At 52.7% G+C, this 16,333-nt stretch carries 13 protein-coding genes; 6 read left to right on the forward strand and 7 right to left on the reverse strand.

Annotated features, from left to right (window positions below; genetic code table 11):
- Positions 1-190 precede the first annotated feature (190 nt).
- The 6 genes from yqaB (at position 191) to B2Q93_RS06940 (ending at position 7,590) form a co-directional block, all read left to right on the forward strand.
- A complete protein-coding gene (yqaB, locus tag B2Q93_RS06915) occupies positions 191-757 on the forward strand; it encodes a fructose-1-phosphate/6-phosphogluconate phosphatase (RefSeq protein WP_046886123.1) in 567 nt (188 codons plus the stop codon).
- On the forward strand, positions 754-1,182 hold the full coding sequence (locus tag B2Q93_RS06920) for a YqaA family protein (RefSeq protein ID WP_046886122.1): 429 nt from the start codon (positions 754-756) through the stop codon (positions 1,180-1,182). The genes yqaB and B2Q93_RS06920 overlap by 4 nt, the downstream gene beginning before the upstream one ends.
- Before the next feature lie 71 nt (positions 1,183-1,253).
- On the forward strand, positions 1,254-2,798 hold the full coding sequence (gshA, locus tag B2Q93_RS06925) for a glutamate--cysteine ligase (protein ID WP_286932304.1): 1,545 nt from the start codon (positions 1,254-1,256) through the stop codon (positions 2,796-2,798).
- A 151-nt stretch (positions 2,799-2,949) separates the two neighbouring features.
- Positions 2,950-3,465 (forward strand): S-ribosylhomocysteine lyase, encoded by a 516-nt coding sequence (gene luxS, locus B2Q93_RS06930; RefSeq protein WP_040074294.1) that lies wholly within the window; start codon positions 2,950-2,952, stop codon positions 3,463-3,465.
- Between the two features lie 235 nt (positions 3,466-3,700).
- Complete coding sequence (locus tag B2Q93_RS06935) at positions 3,701-4,066, forward strand: hypothetical protein (RefSeq protein ID WP_286932305.1); 366 nt, start codon at positions 3,701-3,703, stop codon at positions 4,064-4,066.
- Positions 4,067-4,287: 221 nt separating this feature from the next.
- A complete protein-coding gene (locus B2Q93_RS06940) occupies positions 4,288-7,590 on the forward strand; it encodes an FKBP-type peptidyl-prolyl cis-trans isomerase N-terminal domain-containing protein (protein WP_286932307.1) in 3,303 nt (1,100 codons plus the stop codon).
- A 51-nt stretch (positions 7,591-7,641) separates the two neighbouring features.
- On the opposite strand, the gene emrB is transcribed toward B2Q93_RS06940, so the two are convergent.
- From emrB to proV, 7 genes are all read right to left on the reverse strand, one after another.
- Complete coding sequence (gene emrB, locus B2Q93_RS06945) at positions 7,642-9,189, reverse strand: multidrug efflux MFS transporter permease subunit EmrB (protein WP_286932309.1); 1,548 nt, start codon at positions 9,187-9,189, stop codon at positions 7,642-7,644.
- A gap of 16 nt (positions 9,190-9,205) precedes the next feature.
- Positions 9,206-10,378: a multidrug efflux MFS transporter periplasmic adaptor subunit EmrA gene (gene emrA, locus B2Q93_RS06950; RefSeq protein WP_207292279.1), complete on the reverse strand. Its 1,173-nt coding sequence runs from the start codon at positions 10,376-10,378 to the stop codon at positions 9,206-9,208.
- A gap of 126 nt (positions 10,379-10,504) precedes the next feature.
- Positions 10,505-11,035 carry a transcriptional repressor MprA gene (mprA, locus tag B2Q93_RS06955; RefSeq protein ID WP_040074301.1) on the reverse strand — a complete coding sequence of 177 codons (531 nt, stop codon included), beginning with the start codon at positions 11,033-11,035 and terminating at the stop codon, positions 10,505-10,507.
- 344 nt (positions 11,036-11,379) lie between these two features.
- A complete protein-coding gene (locus tag B2Q93_RS06960) occupies positions 11,380-12,564 on the reverse strand; it encodes an MFS transporter (RefSeq protein ID WP_040074303.1) in 1,185 nt (394 codons plus the stop codon).
- A gap of 173 nt (positions 12,565-12,737) precedes the next feature.
- On the reverse strand, positions 12,738-13,733 hold the full coding sequence (gene proX / locus B2Q93_RS06965; RefSeq protein ID WP_046886117.1) for a glycine betaine/L-proline ABC transporter substrate-binding protein ProX: 996 nt from the start codon (positions 13,731-13,733) through the stop codon (positions 12,738-12,740).
- A 68-nt stretch (positions 13,734-13,801) separates the two neighbouring features.
- Positions 13,802-14,863, reverse strand: a complete 1,062-nt coding sequence (proW, locus tag B2Q93_RS06970; protein WP_040074305.1) for a glycine betaine/L-proline ABC transporter permease ProW — start codon at positions 14,861-14,863, stop codon at positions 13,802-13,804.
- Positions 14,856-16,058, reverse strand: a complete 1,203-nt coding sequence (proV, locus tag B2Q93_RS06975; protein ID WP_046886116.1) for a glycine betaine/L-proline ABC transporter ATP-binding protein ProV — start codon at positions 16,056-16,058, stop codon at positions 14,856-14,858. Before proV ends, proW begins: the two co-directional genes overlap by 8 nt.
- Between the last annotated feature and the right edge of the window lie 275 nt (positions 16,059-16,333).

Consider the following 16,333-nt stretch of genomic DNA (forward strand, 5'->3'; position numbering starts at 1 on the left):
TCCTCCCGGATGCACCATCTTCTCTGCGACAGCAGTAACACTGTTGTTTCCTAATTCTAAGTTTCCCCAGAACATCCCCCTTCATTCGTTTATTCCTTCACCATTTCGTCAGCGAACGCTTTGACTATCAGCGACAAAAACAGCTGTTTACGTTAAAGTAATGTTTTGTTAATCGTTTGGCGGAAGCTCGATGTACGCACAGTATGACGGTCTGATCTTCGATATGGATGGCACCATCCTGGATACCGAACCCACTCACCGTAAAGCCTGGGATGATGTTCTTGGCCGCTACGGGATGCGTTTCGATCTACAGGCGATGGTGGCGCTTAACGGTTCGCCAACCTGGCGTATCGCACAGGCGGTTATCGAATTAAATCAGGCGGATCTCGATCCGTATCTACTTGCCCGCGAAAAGAGTGACGCGGTAAAAGCGATGCTGCTGGATACCGTGCGTCCCCTTCCGTTAATTGACGTGGTTAAAGAGTGGTATGGCCGTCGCCCGATGTCTGTTGGCACCGGGAGCGAAAGCGCGATGGCAGAAGCCTTACTAGCACATCTTGACCTGCGTCGCTATTTCACGGCGGTTGTTGCTGCCGATCATGTCCAGAATCACAAACCCGCTCCGGATACCTTCCTGCTTTGCGCAGAACGGATGGGTGTATCACCTGAAAAATGCGTTGTCTTCGAAGATGCTGATTTCGGTCTTCAGGCGGCGCACGCGGCTGGCATGGCGGCAGTGGACGTTCGCAGACTGTGAGTGAACTGCTGTCACTCGCTTCGTTATTCGCCAGCAGTTTTTTAAGCGCTACCCTTCTGCCCGGTAATTCCGAAGTTGTGCTGATCGCGATGTTGTTGTCAGGCGTGAGTCAGCCCTGGTTGCTGGTCTTAATAGCAACAATGGGTAATAGCCTTGGAGGGCTGACTAACGTTATTCTTGGGCGTTTCTTTCCTCTTCGCAAAACGTCGCGCTGGCAGGAAAAGGCAGTTAACTGGCTAAAACGCTATGGCGCTGCCACGCTGTTATTAAGCTGGATGCCTGTAATAGGCGATTTGCTGTGCCTGCTGGCGGGATGGATGCGCATCTCCTGGGGGCCGGTGCTCTTTTTTTTAACGCTTGGTAAAGCGTTACGCTATGTCCTTGTGGCGGTAGCAACCTTACAGGGCATGTCGTGGTGGCACTAATTGGACTGTTTGTGACCCTAAACCATTACAATTATGCTAAATAAAATGATTTTGACAGGCGGGAGGTCGAATTGATCCCGGACGTATCACAGGCGTTGGCCTGGCTGGAAAACCACCCTCAGGCTCTGAAGGGTATTCAGCGTGGTCTTGAACGCGAAACGCTGCGCGTAAACGAAGATGGTTCACTTGCAACAACGGGCCATCCTGAAGTGCTGGGCTCTGCGCTGACCCATAAATGGATCACCACGGATTTCGCCGAAGCGCTGCTTGAGTTCATAACGCCAGTAGATGGCGATATTGGCCATATGCTAACGATTATGCGCGACATTCATCGCTACACCGCCCGTCAACTGGGTGATGAGCGGATGTGGCCGCTTAGTATGCCTTGTTACATTGAGCAGGGGCAGGATATTGAACTGGCGCAATATGGCACCTCCAATATCGGCCGCCTGAAGACGCTCTATCGTGAAGGGCTGAAAAATCGCTATGGCGCATTGATGCAGACCATTTCTGGGGTCCATTACAACTTCTCATTGCCGATGGCATTCTGGCAGGCGAAGTGTGGTGAAACAGATAAAGAGGCGATCTCCGCGGGCTATTTACGTCTTATCCGTAACTACTATCGCTTTGGCTGGGTCATCCCCTACCTGTTCGGCGCGTCGCCGGCGATCTGCTCGTCATTCCTGCAAGGTAAACCGACCACACTGCCGTTCGAAAAAACCGATTGTGGTATGTATTACCTGCCTTATGCTACCTCGTTGCGTCTCAGCGACCTGGGTTATACCAATAAATCGCAAAGCAATCTCGGAATTACGTTTAACGATCTGACCGAGTATGTGGCAGGATTGAAGCGGGCGATTAAAACCCCGTCTGAAGAGTACGAAGCCATTGGGCTGGAACGCGACGGTAAGCGTCTACAGATTAATAGCAATGTTCTTCAGATTGAGAACGAACTCTACGCGCCAATTCGTCCTAAACGCGTAACGCGCAGTGGTGAAACACCTTCTGACGCGCTGCAGCGTGGCGGTATTGAATATATTGAAGTTCGTTCGCTGGATATTAATCCCTTCTCGCCAATTGGCGTAGATGAGCAGCAAGTCCGTTTCCTCGATCTCTTCATGGTCTGGTGCGTGCTGGCGGATGCGCCAGAGATGAGCGCTGATGAACTGCTCTGCACCCGCACTAACTGGAACCGCGTGATTCTGGAAGGGCGTAAACCGGGCCTGACGCTAGGCATGGGCTGTGAAACGGCGCAGTTCCCGTTACAAAAAGTCGGAAAAGATCTGTTCCGCGATCTGAAACGCGTCGCGCAGACGCTGGACAGCGTCTACGGCGGAGAAGCCTATCAACAGGTTTGCGATGAGCTGGTAGAGAGCTTCGACAATCCTGAACTGACGTTTTCAGCCCGTATTTTGCGTTCTATGATTGATGAAGGCATTGGTGGCACAGGCCGATCGCTATCTGCGCAGTATCGTGAGATGTTGAAAAGCGAACCGCTGGAAGTGATAAGCGAAGCCGACTTTATCGCGGAGCGTGAAGCATCGCAACTGCGTCAGAAAGAGATTGAAGCGGCAGATACTGAGCCATTTGCAGCGTTTCTGGCGAAGAACAGCTGACAGAAAAGAAAAAGGCCACATCGCTGTGGCCAAACTTACATCTCTGAAGAACAGGGATGATGATAACAAATGCGCGTCTTTCATATACTCAGACTCGCGTTGAAACGAAGAGTTCAATTAATTTTAAAAAAATCACTTTCGGAGGTGACGTATGCCGTTATTAGATAGCTTTACTGTCGACCATACCCGTATGGAAGCGCCTGCTGTACGTGTTGCGAAGACCATGAATACCCCGCACGGCGACACAATCACCGTATTTGACCTGCGTTTCTGCGTGCCAAACAAAGAAGTGATGCCGGAGCGCGGTATTCATACCCTTGAGCACCTGTTTGCAGGTTTTATGCGCGATCACCTGAACGGCAACGGCGTTGAGATTATCGATATCTCCCCGATGGGTTGCCGTACCGGTTTCTATATGAGCTTGATCGGTCAACCGGAAGAGAGCCGCGTAGCGGACGCCTGGAAAGCGGCAATGGCCGACGTGTTGAAAGTAAAAGAGCAGAACCAGATTCCGGAACTGAATGTTTACCAGTGCGGGACATATCAGATGCACTCACTGGAAGAGGCGCAAGAGATTGCACGCCACATCATCGAACGTGACGTACGCGTAAACAGCAACGATGAACTTGCCCTGCCGAAAGAAAAACTGCAAGAACTGCATATCTAGCGATCACACCGGTACTTTTTCATGAGGTGCCGGTTATTATTACATCCTGTCATTATTCCCTTTATTAAATCCTAAAAAATTCTTCAGTAATGTGAATTGTGCCCGTAGTGTTTTACTATTGAGGTCGGTTTGCGGCTGACCAATAAAATTCAAACATTAAGTTGTCTTAAACTATCTGTTGTATTAATAATATCGGACCCGATTGTCGCAAATTAATGTTTATTTAGAGGAATTTATGAAAAGTTATGTTTCAGGCTCAGCAGTGCTAATTTCCGCATTTATTTTATCTGCATGCAGCACCGTAAATACCACCCCTATTGCGAAAGAGCCTGAAGCGCGTAAGCAGGAGGTGCAGTGCTACCAGGAGTTCTCCGCGCTCCAGAAGCTGGATCCTGGGGCTTATGAAGGCTACCGTAAACAGTTCGAAAACATTAACAAGAACTACAGAATTTATGAAACAAACAAATCTCTGGTTGATGCCAATGCCTCAGAAGTTATGCTGACGGAAATTAATAAGAAGATCTCGTTAGTTTGCGTCAGAATAAAAAACAGCGTTTATTCCAATATGATGAAACGCGCGAACGAAATGAATAATCTATGAAAAAATACGTGACTGCTACTCTTTATTGTGGATTGCTTTTATCCAGTGGGAGTAGTTATTCAGCTAATACCGACCTGCTCGAACAGTTAAGTAACGAAAAAATTATCGGCAATGATACCACGAGCCCTTTTAGTTCTACTGAGGGCTCGGCTGCAGTCTCTGAATCCCCGCCGATAAAAACTGCCCCTCGTCCAGCGAAGCCACAGGCAAAGCCGTTGCCTGTGGCTTCGCAAGACAGTTCAACCTGGCGTAAAAAAGTGGCCGGGCTGACCGAAGAACTCCGTAAAGCGAACGCCACCATCACAGGATTAGGCCACTCCCTCCAGGAGATTGAGCGTGAAAAATTGACTCTGGAACAGGCGCTGGCTAATGAAAAAAAACGTGTGCAGGCGCATGAGCAGTCACTTACAAAGCTGAAGCAGCAGCCGGTGGGTAATGCACAACAGTTAGCCCTGGACAGTCTTGCAGCCACGCTTCCAAATAGCGCTTCACGAGATAAACAACAGAACCAGCAACTTACTGAACAGCTTAGCCAGGCAAACGCAAAAAGCGATGCGCTGAATAAAGAGCTAATCTCCCTTCGTGAGCAGAAACAGGCGCTGGAAGCAAAACTCTCTGGTCTGGAGACGCGCAGCGGCGAAACAGCGCAAAAGAACACCCAGCAATCAGAACAGCTGGCAGCTGCTATGGCCCAGAGCGTTGCGTTAAACAAAGCACTCGCCGAACTGAAAAGCCAGAACAAGACTCTGGAAGAGCAGTACGCCTCTCTTAAAGCCGCCAGTGGCAACACGCAGCAGAAGAGCGCAGAGCTGGCAGAACAGCTTGCCGCTGAGAAAGCGCGCGTGACTCGCACGTCTGAAGAGTCAGCCGCGCTGAAGGCAAAATTGCAGCGTCAGGAACAGCAGCTTTCAGAACTGAAAGTACAGAAGCAAGCTACGGATACCGAGCTGGCGACCAAAAGCACGGCCCTGATTAAAGAACTCAGTGACCTTAAGCTTCAGAAAGAAGCGCTGGACGGTCAGCTTGCGGCCCTGAAAACTGACAGCAGTGGCGCACAGAAAAAAAGCGCAGCGCTGGTAGAGCAGTTAGCCGCAGAGAAAGCGCGTTCCACCCAAATGGCCGAAGCGTCTGACGCCCTGAAGTCAAAAGTACAGCTTCTGGAAAAACAGCTCGCCGAACTGAAAAAAGGCAAACAGGCCGCGGATAGCGAACTGGCGACCAAAAGCGCGGCCCTTGTCAAAGAGCTTGCCGAACTCAAACTTCAGAAAGAGGCGCTGGATGCACGCCTTATCGCTCTGAATACGGCCAGTACTGGTTCGCAGAAAAAAAACACAGAGCTGGCAGAGCAGTTAGCCGCAGAAAAAACGCGTGCTGCAAAGACGACTGAAGAGTCGGCAGCCCTGAAATCAAAAGTGACGCTTCTGGAAAAGCAACTTTCTGAGCTCAAAATAGCGAAACAGGCCGCGGATAATGAGCTGGCGACCCGGACCACGACGTTGATCAAAGATCTTGCCGATCTCAAGCTCCAGAAAAAAAATGTAGACGATCAACTCGCCGCGCTGGTCAGCGCCAGTGGTAATAAAGACCAGAAAAGTGCGCAACTGGCAGAACAGTTTGCTGCAGAAAAAGCGCGCGTTGCACGCACAATGGAAGAGTCTGCCACCCTGAAGTCAAAAGTGCAGATGCTGGAAAAGCAGCTGACCGAACTGAAGGCGCAGAAGCAGAGTGCAGAAACTGCGCTGACCATTAAAGACAGGGCTCAGGCTAAAGAACTTGCTGAACTCAAGTCACAAATTACGACGCTTGAGGGACAGCTCAGTGACCTCAAAGCGCAGAAAAAATCGCTGGACGATCAGCTTACCGCCCTGAAAAACAGCAGCAGCGGTTCTCAGCAAAAAAATGCTCAGCTAGTGGAACAGCTAGCCAGCGCGACAGCGAAAACGACGCAGTTGGCTAAAGAGTCAGAAGGGCTGAAAGCCCGGTCTCAGCAGATGGAAAAGGAGCTCTCTACACTCAAAACCCAGAAGCAAAGTGCTGAAAGCGAGATGGCCGCCAGAAGTGCTGCCATGCTGAAAGATCTCGCCGAGCTTAAGCTGCAGAAAAAAACGCTCGATGAGCAGCTTGCTGCACTGAAAAATACCACTGGCAGCAAAGAGCAGCAGAGCTTGCAGCTGACACAGCAGTTAGCCAGTGCTACGGCGCGCGCCACGCAAATGGATGAAGAGGCAAAAGCGTTAAAAACAAAATCGCAGCTGCTGGAAAAGCAGCTTGCCGACCTGAAAGCGCAAAAGCAGACGACTGAAACCACCTTTACCACTCAGGGCGAAGCGCTTAATAAAACACTGAACGATCTTAAAGCGCAGAAAAAAACGCTGGAAGATGAGCTGGCCGCGCTTAAAGCCACCCGTCTCACTGCGGATCAAAAAAGCAGCGAGCTGGCTCAAAAGCTGGCGAGCGCGAATACGCTCTCAGCCCATCTTTCCAGACAAGTTGAAGAGCTAAAAGCGAAGCTACAGGCGGGTGAACAACAGCTTTCCGGCCTCACCACGCAGAAGCAAACTGTTGCCGCGAAGCTGGCGGAGCAGGAGACCGCATTGAAAAACATGCAGCTGAAATCTGACATCACGCTCAGCCAGCTGGAAGATGCGAAGCGGGTCATCGCTTCTCAGGAGTCGCTGATATCCGTACAAAAAAATGTGGTCGGCAACGACAAGGCGGCTGCCGAACTGAGTAAGAAGCTGGAGTCTGTTAACAAAGAAAATGCCGCGCTGAATGAGAAACTGAAAGCGCAGGCCGCTTCTCTTACCGAACTGACGAACCTTAATGAGAAGCTGAAGACGGAACAGGCAGCCAGCGAAAAGGCAGCGAAAGAGACGAAGCCTGTTAGCGGACAGCCGCGCGTTAAAGTTGATACCAGTGCAGCAAAAGATACCCAAACCAGCTATGCCATTGGCAGTTGGTATGGTCAGGCCGCCGATCGTGAAAAAATAAAAATGACCGATCTGGGCAAGAAGTTCGATCTGAAAGCGTTCACCCAGGGATTCAACGATAAGGTAAACAACCAGCTGCAACTCCCGGTGGCGAAGATCACGAAAGAACTGACCACGCTGGATAAACAGCAGCAGAAACAGCTGGCGTCTACGCTCTCTGAAAACGAAAAACAGAGTAAAGCGATCCTCAGCAAGGCGGCAAAAGAAAAAGGCGCTGTAAAAACGGCAGATGGTTCGATTTACCGTGTCATCAAGCAGGGTGAAGCACCACTGGTTAATGGGCAGAGCAATATTATTACCGAGCTTGATGAAGTACTGGGCACGGGTAAAGTGATGTCCAGTAAAGAGGTGCGCGCCAGCCGCGTGCAAGACCTGCCACCGCTGTTCCGGTTGGTGGTCACCAAACTTGGTCTCGGCGGTGAAGCCAAAATCATCATCCCGGCGAAGCAGGCTTACGGTGAACAGGGCGTGCCAGGGCTTGTACCGCCGGGCACGGTCTCCATCATTACGGTGAAGATCATCGGCATTAAATAGGCATAAAAAAACGGATCTGCATGCAGATCCGTTTTTGTTTTGATGACGCGCTTAGTGGGCGCCTCCGCCACCACCGCCTGCACCAAACGGCGGCTTCGCAAACCATACCAGCCCCAGCAAGACAATAAATACCCCCGCAGACATCCAGAAAATCTCGTTAGCCGAAATAATCAGTCCCTGGTTGGTAATTTGCTGGGCAATCCAGCCGGAGGCCTGCTGATCGGTCATCCCCATACCCTGCAGCTGACTATACATCTCTTGCGCGTTCGGGTTATACGGGTTCACCGATTCGGTAAGCTGCGCATGGTGCATCGATTCCCGGTTAGTCCATAGAGTGGTCGTAATCGACGTACCAATGGAGCCAGCCAGCGTACGGGTGAAGTTCGACAAGCTTGATGCCGCAGCCAGGCGCTCGGGCGGCAAGCCGGAGAGCGTAATGGTAGTCAGTGGCATGAAGAAGCACGCAACCGCGAAGCCCTGAATAAACTGTGGCCACGCAGAGGCACCAAAGTCCATTCCTGGTTCGAAGGTATACGCACGCCAGTAGAAACAGACCGCGTACATAATAAAGCTGAACGTCACAAGCCGACGCATATCCAGCTTATGGGCAAAGCGACCAATAATTGGCGATAACAGCACCGGAATGACCCCAACGGGCGCCGAGGCCAGGCCTGCCCAGGTGGCCGTGTAGCCGTACACTTCCTGTAGTAGCTGCGGCAACAGAACGATCGCGCCGAAGTAGAGCATATAGGCCAGGCTGATACATAAGCAGCCGATGGTAAAGTTTCGCGATTTGAATAGCGATAAGTCGACTATCGGGTTTTCATCGGTCAACTCCCAGATAATCAGGAAGCTTAACGCCACCACCGCCACCACGGTCAGGACGATGATCTCCTGAGAGGCAAACCAGTCCAGCTCTTTACCGCGGTCGAGCATGATTTGCAGACTACCAATACCCAGTACCAGTAACGCCAGCCCCACGCCATCAATACGCCGCTGTTCAGTACGGGTTTCCCGACCGCGCAGTGACTGTAACGTTAACAGCACCACAATGGCGCCGATCGGGACGTTGATGAAGAAGATCCAGCCCCAGTGGTAGTTATCACTGATAAAGCCGCCGAGGATAGGGCCGCAGATCGGTGCCACGATCACCGTCATTGACCACAGCGCCAGAGCAACAGATCGCTTCGCTGGCGGATAGTTGCTCAGGAGCAAACTTTGCGACAGCGGGATCAGCGGCCCGGCAACAATCCCTTGTAATACGCGGAAGAAGATCAGCATATTCAGGCTGCTTGAGACACCACAGGCCCAGGAGGCAATCACAAACGCGATGGTGGACCAGAGGAACAGCTTCACTTCACCGACGCGCTTTGCCAGCCAGCCAGTAATGGGGATCGAGATAGCGTTCGCTACCCCGAACGAGGTGATGACCCAGGTTCCCTGGCTCAGCGACGAGCCCAGGTTGCCGGCGATGGTGGGGATCGCCACGTTTGCAATGGTGGAGTCCAGCACCTGCATGAACGTCGCCAGCGACAGCGCAATGGTCATAATGACCAGTTGCGCCCCCTCCAGTGGTTTTTGCGGTTTTTGCTGCTGCATAACGCTCACCTTCGGATTAACCGGCGTTCGCCTTCACGATGTCATTAATCAGCTTGTTCACAGGCTCAAGGCTGATTTCACGGGCATTACTTTCATACGCCGGGTTAGTGCGTACCTGGTTTGCCAGCATATGTCCGTCACGATCGGTCGTATCAACGGTCACGAGGGTCGAAAGTCCAATACGCAGGGGATGATCCGCCAGCTGTTTCTCATCCAGCTCGATACGTACCGGCAGACGCTGAACCACTTTGATCCAGTTGCCCGTCGCATTCTGCGCAGGCAGCAAGGAGAACGCACTGCCGGTCCCCATATCCAGACCCACCACCTTACCGGTGTACTTCACCTCGTCGCCGTAGATATCGCTCACCACGGTCGCGGTCTGGCCAATACGCATATGCGCCAGTTGAGTCTCTTTAAAGTTGGCATCGACCCACAGGTGCGTCGCCGGAACCACGGCCATCAGCGGCGTTGTGGTGCTAATCTGCGCGCCGGGTTGAACGGAACGACGAGAAACGTAGCCGGTCATCGGGCTGACGATTTTGGTACGCTCCAGCGCCAGCCAGGCGTTACGTACTTCCGTGGCGGCCTGTTTAACCGCCGGCTGTTGATCCAGCGTGGTATTCAGTATCATCGCCTGATTGGCGTTGTACTGCTGAATAGAGACGTCAAGCTGCGCCTGGGCGCTGGCCACTGCATCACGGGCGTGCTGCAGTTCTTCACGGCCAATCAGGTTGGCGGTGCCAAGCGGAACACGACGCTTGAAGTCACTCTGCGCCTGCGCCAGGGCAGTTTTCTGCACCTCAATGCTGGCCAGAAGTTGCTTACTGTTAATCATCTGCTGGCGCGTTTGACGCACGCTCGAGGCAAGCTCGGTCTGCGCTTTTTCAAATGCCTGCTGTGCATCGGTCGGGTCGAGCGTGACCAGCACGTCGCCTTTCTGCACAAAGTCGGTGTTGTCAGCCCAGACTTTCGTCACGCTGCCTGACACCTGCGCCATAATTTGTACCTGGTTCCCTGCCACGTACGCATCATCCGTCTCCTCAAAATGACGCAGTACTAAAAACCAATAGATCCCATATGCCACGGCAATAATAATAAAGAGCAAGGTCAGCAGAAGAAGGGCACTTTTACGCTTGCCTTTCTTACTGGCTGGTTGCTGCGGGGGGGTATTCTCCGCATTTGCGCTCATTGTTGTTCTCCACGATCTTTTTATTTTCACATCGGCTGTGCCGACCTGTTATCAGAAAGGCCAGCAGTATGACGTGCTGGCCTGTCGGTTTTCTTATAAATCTGGATTGTCGAGCGAGTCGTCGCGTTAGCGCAGTGCCTCAAGAATGACACCGTCTTCATCCATCTGATCCAGACGGGTGAGGAGCTTGCGAGTGATGTGCTCAAGCTGGTCGCGCTCGGAGGTGCTAAGAGCAGACCAGAGTTGGTGCAGACAATTGTGCTGAGGCGGTAATACCTCACGCAGGAATGCGTGACCTTTGTCGGTCAATTGCAAATGCAGACAACGACGATCGTTGTCGCTTTCACGGCGTTCGATCCAGCCGCGTTTTTCCAGCTCATCAGCGATACGGGTTGCATTGGTGCGGGATGAACCCAGCGCGCAACTCAGTTCGGAAGGCTGAATACTGTGATTTTCCTGAGACTCCAGCGTAATCAACGCCATAAATAACGTCTCGTTAATCCCTTGAGCTTTCAGCATCTTATTGCGGTTATCCAGCAATTTGCCCTGCATGTGCATGCAGAGACGGGTCAGCAGAATCTCCTGATATGGGAAATCCTCATGACGACTGGCGCGAAATTTAAGCATTTGTTCAATGGGCGTAAACGAACTATCCATTTGGGCATAACCTCATTAATTACAGCCGATATAGTAACGACAGTGACAAATAATGTAAATGAATTATTTGTGCGGTTAAAATCCGCAAAGCTTATGTCACTGCCATAAAGTGCCGGGTGAATCCGTGTCCCGGTGTTCAAAGAGACGGTCGGGCGGGTGCCCAGAGAAAAGAGGATTGGGTGATCTGAAACAGCGTGAAATGTCGAAGAAGGTGCGATGGGCTGGTTATTCATGCGGTTCGTAAATATATCACCCACATTAAAATTTCAGGGATAAATGTTTCCGCCACCTTAACAGACTGCGGGGCTTCTTGCACCCAGAGAAGCCCCAAAGCAATGTAAAGCTTAAGTAATTGCCTCCTGGCGATGATAGCCGCGCCACCAGACAAGCAGGTTCAGAAGTGCCATCACGCTACCCACCAGGCACACCCCAGCCCAGCCCGCATGTTGCCACGCCGAGGCAGAGATCAGCGACCCCGCCGCGCCGCCAATGAAGTAGCTGGTCATGTATCCGGCGGTCAGACGGTTACGGGCATCCGGCTTCACGCGATAGATGACCGTCTGGTTGGTGATGTGCACGCCCTGCACGGTGAGATCCAACACCAGAATGCCAACAATCAGCGACAGTACTGAGAGATGCCCATACCAGATGGCTGACCAGGAGAGCAGCAGCAGAACCAAACTGGCTGATGTGGTGAGGTGTGATTTGCCCTTGTCTGCCAGTCCACCCGCAGGTCGCGCGCCCAGCGCTCCCGCCGCGCCTGCCAGACCAAACAGGCCAATTACCCCTTCGGAATAGTTGAACGGGGGAGAGGCCAGCAGGAAGGCCATGGAGGTCCAGAGAATACTGAAATTTGCAAAGGTGAAGCAGCCCAGCAGGGCGCGGGTACGCAGCAATTTATCCTGCGTGAACAGACTGAATACGGAGCCGAGAAGCTGGAAGTAGTTAAGATGGTTTTCCTGCTTCACTTTTGGCAAGCCGCGCCAGAGGGCGATGGCCATGATCACCATTAATACGCTTGCCACCCAGTACACCGTGCGCCAGCCACCGAGACTGGCCAGTAATCCCGCCACGGTACGCGCCAGCAAAATGCCCAGCAGCAGGCCACTCATGATGGTACCCACCACTTTGCCGCGTTTTTCCGGGGCTGCGAGGGTAGCGGCCAGCGGGACGAGGATCTGCGCCACGACCGAGAATAACCCGGTCAGGGCGGTGCCGAGGATCATCATGCTCAGCGACTGGCTGCTGGCGGTGATCAGCATTCCGCCTGCGGCGAGCAGGGTCATGAAAACGATCAGGGAGCGGCGCTCAAACATATCCCCAAGTGGAACCAGCAGCAGCAGGCCGGCGGCATAGCCGAGCTGGGCGGCGGTCACGATAAAACCCGCAGAGCTCGCCGAAAGGTTAAAGGCGCGGGCGATGGTATCGAGCAGAGGTTGCGCGTAGTAGTTGCTGGCGACAGCCAGACCCGTTGCGACTGACATCAGTAAGATCAGTGCCGGGCTAAGTCCTTGAGAAGTTTTGGTCATTATGGTCTGAAATCATTAGTTAAGTGATTATCGATTCGGAAACCATAATAACGGATGAATGTGAATGTTGGGGAATTGTTACGTGATGGATTGTGCGCTTTGACTTTCCCTGACCAGGAGGGTTAGGGAATTCAAATACCCTCTCCCGGAGGGAGAGGGTGGGGGGAGGGGAGTTACTTCTGCGCGGCCAGCGCCTCTTTCACCCAGCCGTCAAACTGCTGCTGGTGGGCTTTAATCCAGCCATCAACATGGCCCTGAACGTCGGCTTCTGAGGATTTTCCTGCGTGCATCATCGCATTCTGAGCATTGATGTCTGCCAGCGGCAACTTCATGACCGAGAACAGCTTCGCCGCAGCCGGGTTCTTTTCAGCCCAGGCCTTGTTAGCCACGATGTGCATGGTATTCACCGGGAAACCATAGTTCATACCGTTTGGCAGTTTAGTGTCGATATCTTTCTGCTCGCCGGGCAGGGAGGAGAACGGTACCTGCAGCCACACCACGTCTTTACCCGGTTTCATCACATCGCTGACCCAGTACGGGGTCCAGGTGTAATAGATGATAGGCTTGCCCTCTTTGAAGCGGGCGATGGTATCGGCCATCATCGCAGAGTAGTTACCGTGGCTTACCTCAACGGTTTTCTCCAGGTCGAAGGCTTTGTTCTGGTGGTTAATAACCGCTTCGCAGCCCCAGCCCGGTGAGCAGCCCATCATGTCCGCTTTGCCATCACCGTTGGTATCAAACAGTTTGGCGATCTTCGGATCTTTCAGCTGTTCAATATTGGTGATGTGGTACTTATCCGCCGTTTTTTTGTCGATCAGGTAACCTTGCGCTGCACCGGTGACAAACGTCCCTTCACGGTAGAATTTTTTCTCGCCGCCCGCAGCAGCATACATATCATCATGCAGCGGCTGCCAGTTTACGGCGGTAAAGGTTGCATCACCGGAGGCGATCGAGGTGTAGCCCACGTTGTAATCCACTTCGCTCGGCTTATTAACGGTGTAGCCGAGTTTTTCCAGCGCGCGGCTGACGATAAGGGTCTGGAAGCTCTCTTCCGAAATGGTGCTCTGAACCGGTTGAACGGTAATGCCTTTGCCTGGCAGGTCAGCGGCGTATGCGCTGGTAGAGACAAGGGTGGCAAACGCTGTGGCAAATAAAATGTTATGTCGCATCGTTGTTCCTTCGTTTTTGGAGGGGTGCTGCTGGCCCGGCAGAGAGATGCCGCCGGGCAACAACAGGATTACTTCGTGAATGGACGAGTCAGCAGACCCACCGGGCCGGTGGTGTACCAGCGACGGTTTCCGCGACTGCGTGAATCGCGGCCGACTGCCTGAGTCAGGCGATCAAGGATGATGGCGAGGATCACAATGCCCACGCCACCCACGGTAGCCAGTCCCATATCAAGACGGCCAATGCCGCGGAGTACCATCTGGCCCAGGCCGCCAACGGCAATCATCGAGGCGATAACCACCATCGACAACGCCAGCATCAGCGTCTGGTTAACCCCGGCCATAATGGTTGGCATGGCCAGCGGTAACTGTACCTTGAACAGCATCTGACGCGGGCTGGCGCCAAAGGAGCGTGAGGCCTCGATCAGGTCCGCTGGCACCTGGTTAATGCCCAGTATGGTCAGGCGGATAATTGGCGGCAGGGCGAAGATAATTGTCACCACTACACCCGGCACGTTGCCGATACCAAACAGCATGACGATGGGCACCAGGTAGACGAAAGCCGGCGTGGTCTGCATGGCATCCAGCAGCGGGCGAATGATTTTTGCCGCTCGCGGGCTTCGTGCCAGCCAAATCCCCATCGGCAAACCAATCACTACGCAGAAGAGCAGGGCGGTCAGCACCAGCGCCAGGGTGATCATCGCCTGCGACCAGGCGCCGATGGCACCAATGGCGATCAGGGATATCAGCGTGGCAATCCCCATTCCCGCGCTGCCAAACTGCCAGGCGATGAGCGAGAACAGCACGATAGCTACCGGCGCGGGCATACCCAGCAACATCTGCTGGAAACCATTCAGAATATAATCCACCGGTACGCGGATCCCCTGGAATACGGGGCGGAAGTGCGTCACTACCCAGTCGATCCCCTCGGTCACCCAGCTATCCAGTGGGATCAGGGTCTTATGGAACGGATCCATAATATTAAAGTGTTCCGGTGCCGGCGCTGGCGCGCTATTCAGCCAGTCTGCCGCGCCGCCATCGGTAGGTGCGGGTGTGGAAGAACCCCACGCGTCCGCAGATTGTGCAGCGCTATCCGCCGCTTCAGTGGTGCCCCACGGGTTTTGTTCAGCCATTGTTTGCCCCCTCGCGATCTAAAGCCTGCAGCAACATGCGTTTTGAGATGATGCCGACGTACTGTTGTTCTTCACCGACGACCGGTACCGCGCAGGGTGCCTGGCCAACGTGAGAGAGCAACTCGCTGAGCGGCGTTTCGGCATCCACGGCGAGCGGAGAGTCGATTAACGCCGCATCGATTCCCTGATTGTCGCCCAGGGCGGTTTTCAAAGAGTCGATGGAGACAACGCCTACAAATTTATTACCACGTTCAATGACGTAGCCGAATTCACGATCTTCGTCCTGCAGCAGTTTCAACGCAGAGCGCGGGCCAAAACCTGGCGTGCGGCGAATAATGCCGTTTGGCGTACGACGGGCAATATCTTTTGCGCTAAAGACCTGGCTAATGTCCACGCCACGGAAGAAGGTGCGCACATAATCATTGGCCGGATTATTCAGTATTTCATCCGGGGTGCCGACCTGTACCACTTCACCGTTCTGCATAATGGCAATACGATCGCCAATACGCATCGCTTCGTCCAGATCGTGGGAAATAAACACGATGGTGCGCTGATGTTTCGCCTGCAGTTTTACCAGTTCATCCTGCATCTCGGTACGAATTAAGGGATCGAGTGCTGAGAAGGCTTCGTCCATTAATAAAATATCGGGATTAATGGCTAATGCACGGGCTAATCCGACACGCTGTCGCATCCCGCCGGAAAGTTCATCCGGGTAAGCATGCGAATAATTTTCCAGCCCAACCTGACGCAACGCATCCAGCGCTTTTTCCTGGCGCTCTTGTGCGGGTACGCCCGCTAATTCCATGCCAAACGCGGTATTATCCAGCACCGTCATATGCGGCATGAGGGCGAATGACTGAAAGACCATTGCAATCTTTTTTCTGCGCACCTCGCGGAGCTCGGCATCAGATATTTTGGCAATATCTTCACCATCAATCAGCACCTGTCCGCGGGTGGGTTCAATCAGGCGATTGAGAAGGCGAACCATAGTGGATTTACCCGAACCGGATAACCCCATGATGACAAAAATCTCGCCTTCTTCAATGGCCAGACTGGCGTCTTTAACGCCAAGCGATAGCCCTGTTTTTTCCAGAATTTGCTCTTTCGAAAGTCCTTTTTCGATATATTTGAACGCACGCTGTGGATGCTCGCCAAATACTTTATAAAGATTCTTCACTTCTAATTTAATTGCCATGCAATAGAGAGTGTCCTGTTATTTGCTTATGTCGATATGATTACCATGGTAAATAGTTAACTGGCATTACCCTAACATACTCAGAATCTGAGACAACCCTGGGTTCGCTTGTGGTATGAATTTTGCGGTCAGCGAAACGGCGCTATTTCCCATGAATAAAGGGCTGAGCGTGAGTTGAATTTCTCTGATTTTTTTGCGGCTGCCAGCGGAATTTCACCTGAATCAGAGTGATTCAGGTGAATAGGGCATAGAAATTACAGTGTAGAAGGTGTGGA

Source organism: Leclercia sp. UBA5958, assembly GCF_002430365.1.
GTDB classification, from domain to species: Bacteria; Pseudomonadota; Gammaproteobacteria; order Enterobacterales; family Enterobacteriaceae; genus Enterobacter; species Enterobacter pneumoniae.

What these genes read in the sequence shown, in the direction of transcription:
- yqaB (WP_046886123.1), top strand. Translation starts at nt 191, where the DNA reads ATGTACGCACAGTATGACGGTCTGATCTTCGATATGGATGGCACCATC.
- luxS (WP_040074294.1), top strand. Translation starts at nt 2,950, where the DNA reads ATGCCGTTATTAGATAGCTTTACTGTCGACCATACCCGTATGGAAGCG.
- B2Q93_RS06935 (WP_286932305.1), top strand. Translation starts at nt 3,701, where the DNA reads ATGAAAAGTTATGTTTCAGGCTCAGCAGTGCTAATTTCCGCATTTATT.
- emrB (WP_286932309.1), bottom strand. Translation starts at nt 9,189, where the DNA reads ATGCAGCAGCAAAAACCGCAAAAACCACTGGAGGGGGCGCAACTGGTC.
- emrA (WP_207292279.1), bottom strand. Translation starts at nt 10,378, where the DNA reads ATGAGCGCAAATGCGGAGAATACCCCCCCGCAGCAACCAGCCAGTAAG.
- mprA (WP_040074301.1), bottom strand. Translation starts at nt 11,035, where the DNA reads ATGGATAGTTCGTTTACGCCCATTGAACAAATGCTTAAATTTCGCGCC.
- B2Q93_RS06960 (WP_040074303.1), bottom strand. Translation starts at nt 12,564, where the DNA reads ATGACCAAAACTTCTCAAGGACTTAGCCCGGCACTGATCTTACTGATG.
- proX (WP_046886117.1), bottom strand. Translation starts at nt 13,733, where the DNA reads ATGCGACATAACATTTTATTTGCCACAGCGTTTGCCACCCTTGTCTCT.
- proW (WP_040074305.1), bottom strand. Translation starts at nt 14,863, where the DNA reads ATGGCTGAACAAAACCCGTGGGGCACCACTGAAGCGGCGGATAGCGCT.
- proV (WP_046886116.1), bottom strand. Translation starts at nt 16,058, where the DNA reads ATGGCAATTAAATTAGAAGTGAAGAATCTTTATAAAGTATTTGGCGAG.